This is a genomic window from uncultured Campylobacter sp., assembly GCF_938018145.1.
GTDB lineage: Bacteria > Campylobacterota > Campylobacteria > Campylobacterales > Campylobacteraceae > Campylobacter_A.
In genome coordinates this window covers 1-3181 of record NZ_CALIII010000037.1, presented here as the reverse complement: position 1 = coordinate 3181, position 3181 = coordinate 1, and the positions used below count along the sequence as shown (strand labels likewise).

Sequence of the window (3181 nt, the reverse complement as noted above, 5' to 3'; positions counted from 1 at the left end):
ATCTATAACAGACTCCCATGCTGCCTACTACGAGATTAGCAAAAATACCGATACGGTAGCGCTGAGCGAAAAATTAATAAGTGACTTAATGGCGGTGTTTAGATTTTTTGATGAGATAAAAGCAGAACGAAATTTGATTGATTTGATGCTGGAGCGAAACAGTCTAGCGGTGATTGATCAGCTTTTTGAATATTTACTCATAAAGAATGAACAAGAAATTTTGACCAGCCAAGCGTTAAATTTGTTTGAAAAATATGGAAACGAAGTTAGATGGAAAATTTTTGAGAGGCGTATAAATGGTTTGCTTAAAAAATACGAAAAAGATGAGATAAAATTTGAAGAAATAAAAGCCAAGGCCTAAGCCTCGGCTTAGACTTTAGGCTGATTTTTTAACGCTATCGACCAAAGCAACGATCTCTTCGTGATTTGGCAGGGCATTTACTTCCGTACCGATGAGATCTTTTTTGGAAAATACTATCTTTCCATCTACTTCAACTATGAAGTTTCCGCCGCTACCGACGATTTTGCTAATTTTAGCGCCTGGGATTTGACTTAAAAATTCATCTTCTACACGAGAAGCTACCGGTCTATAGTTTCAAGAATTGCAATATGTAATCTTTACTTCCATTTTCCTTCCTTTCGAATTTAAAGTACGCCGATTATAGCGTAAATTTAACAAATAGCAGTATAATTATCAAAAAATTTAAGGAGAAAATTATGAAAAAAGTTGCCGTGATTTTTGCCGACGGGTTTGAGGAGATAGAGGGCGTTAGTATCGTGGACGTACTTAGACGAGGCGGCGTGGAGGCCCATGTAGTCGGGCTTGATAAGCTACCTATCACGGGCGCACACGGAGTGAAATTTGTCTGTGATATGACGCTTTATGACCTCGAAGTCGAGGAGTACGATATGCTGGTTTTGCCGGGCGGATATACGGGCGTCACGAATATCTCCGGTAACCTAAAAATGAGAGAGACGATCAAAAAGTTTGCTAAAAAAGGCAAATTCGTCGCTGCCATTTGCGCCGCGCCGATAGCTCTTGGGGTGGCCGAGGTGATGAGCGGCGAGTACACATGCTATCCTAGCTGCGAGGCTAGCGTCGAGGGCGGAACGTACGTGAGCGATAAAAACGTCGTGCAAAGCGGAAATATCATCACTTCAAAAGGCCCTGCCACCGCGATGGAGTTTGCTTTGGAGCTGGTTAAAATTTTAAACGGCGAGCAAGTTTATAACGAAGTGAAAAACGGGCTTTTATTTGTCAAATAAAGATTTGCGGGTTTAAATTTGGTAAATGCCGCACGTTTTGCCAGTTTTAGGCAAATGTGCGGCTTAAATTTTATTAAGGCTGAAAACATCAAATTTGCGGCTGTGAAATTATAAAAATTGCCGACAAAGCCGTGCTTTAGTTTAAATTTATTTGCGCAGATCGACCGACGTTTTACGCCAAATGCGTCTTAAATTTACTTCAAATTTTACGCAACCCCAAACCTTCGAATAAAAAATAAATTTCCAAAAACGCCAGCCGAAATTTAAATTTACAAAAAATTATAAAAATATCAATTTTTATCTAGCTTTTTTATTTAAATTCAGGTATCATCTATTAACCGATTTTATCGGGAATTTGATTTAAGGAAACGTTACTGTGAATATTTACGTCGGTAACTTGTCATATCGCATGACTGAGGCAGAGCTTAAGGATACATTTGCGCCGTTTGGCGAAGTAAAACGCGCGAAAATCGTCAAAGATCGCGACACGAATCGCTCAAAAGGATTCGGATTCGTCGAGATAGAAAACGATGCAGACGCGCTAAAAGCGATCGAAGCGCTAAACAACAAGGAAGTAGGCGGCAGAGCTCTAAGAGTAAACGAATCTAAACCTAAAGAATAATCCGGCCGTCAAATCTGACGGCTTTTAACTAATTTTTAAATTTAAGCTTTTTAACCAAATTTCACTCCAAATGAACCAAAAAATCACCTCTCGTATCGCTCCGACGCCAAGCGGCTTTTTACACGCGGGCAACGTTTACAACTTCTTGCTGACTTATCTTTTTACTCGCGCGTTTGACGGGATTTTGTACTTAAGGATCGACGACTACGACTTGCCGCGCTACCGCAGGCAATACGTGGAAAACATCTTTCGCGTGCTTGATATGCTGGGCATTGATTTTGACGGCGGACCCGGCGGAGTGGGGGAATTTGAAACCAAATTTAGCTCCAAATTTCGCCTCGGCGCCTACCAAAACGCTTTAAAAACGCTTGAGCAAAAAGGCGTTTGCTACGCTTGCGAGTGCTCGCACTCGATGAAAAGCTCGTTTAAAAACGGCATTTACGCGCGGGTTTGCGCGGAAAAAAATCTTAAATTTAAAAAAGACGAAACGGCTATGCGACTTCGCGTCCTTGATGAGGCGGAAATTTGCACCCGGCAAAATTTGATAAATTTTGACGCTTTGGGGTGCGACTCTAACCGGGAGGCGAGCCTGGCGGGCGGCCTTTGTGGTAGTGTGCAAAAAGCGCAAGACGGCACGGCAAACGGTTTAAAAAATTTGACAAACTTGCGCGGCTTTGGCGGAGGCAAACCCGGCGATAAGAAATTTAACCCAAACGCTATAGAAAATCCAGAAGAACGCATTTTAAATTCGGCAAATTCGGGCGGTTTAAATTTGACGGACGAAACGGCGTTTGAAACGGAAAAATTCGCGCAAACTCAAAGCGTAAATTTGGCTCAAATTTTGGGCGATTTCATCGTTTGGAAAAAGGACGACACGCCCGCGTATAATCTCGCTAGCCTCGTGGACGACGAGATTTTGGGCGTAAATTTGCTCGTGCGAGGCGAGGATCTGCTCGCGTGCTCGGCGGCGCAAAAGTACATGGCGCAGATGTTAGGATACGGTTTTGAAAGTTCAAATTTCATCCATCACGGCCTGCTAGCGCATGGCGGCAAAAAGCTATCCAAAAGCTCGCGCGCACTGGCAGTGAGCGTAACGGACGGCGCCAAAATTCACTATAAATTTGCCGCTCTTAAGCTTGGTCTTGAGGCGTCAAAATGCGAAAGCCTATCCAATTTGCTTGAGATGTTTAAAGAGAGATTTGGCCGATAAATTTAGGCGCACTACTTGAATTATTTAAATGGCTCTCTTTAACTTAAGCTCACACAAAGGAGCAGTAAGTTACGATGAGCACA

4 protein-coding genes and 1 pseudogene are annotated in these 3181 nt (G+C 42.7%); 4 read left to right on the top strand and 1 reads right to left on the bottom strand.

What is annotated here, in order from left to right; genetic code table 11:
• Window positions 1-361: pseudogene (locus Q0338_RS00875) on the top strand (hypothetical protein); the annotation flags it as partial.
• A 15-nt stretch (window positions 362-376) separates the two neighbouring features.
• Here Q0338_RS00875 and Q0338_RS00870 read toward each other — a convergent pair.
• Entirely contained in the window at window positions 377-628 is a 252-nt protein-coding gene (locus tag Q0338_RS00870; protein ID WP_298085111.1) for a SelT/SelW/SelH family (seleno)protein, read from the bottom strand.
• 89 nt (window positions 629-717) lie between these two features.
• On the opposite strand from Q0338_RS00870, the gene Q0338_RS00865 reads away from it, so the two are divergent.
• The 3 genes from Q0338_RS00865 to Q0338_RS00855 all read left to right on the top strand — a co-directional run bounded on the left by Q0338_RS00865 (window position 718) and on the right by Q0338_RS00855 (window position 3098).
• Window positions 718-1266, top strand: coding sequence for a DJ-1 family glyoxalase III (locus Q0338_RS00865; protein ID WP_122862662.1), 549 nt, complete (start codon window positions 718-720; stop codon window positions 1264-1266).
• Between the two features lie 376 nt (window positions 1267-1642).
• Complete coding sequence (locus Q0338_RS00860; protein WP_002948394.1) at window positions 1643-1888, top strand: RNA-binding protein; 246 nt, start codon at window positions 1643-1645, stop codon at window positions 1886-1888.
• 70 nt (window positions 1889-1958) lie between these two features.
• Window positions 1959-3098, top strand: a complete 1140-nt coding sequence (locus tag Q0338_RS00855; protein WP_298085110.1) for a glutamate--tRNA ligase family protein — start codon at window positions 1959-1961, stop codon at window positions 3096-3098.
• Window positions 3099-3181: the final 83 nt, after the last annotated feature.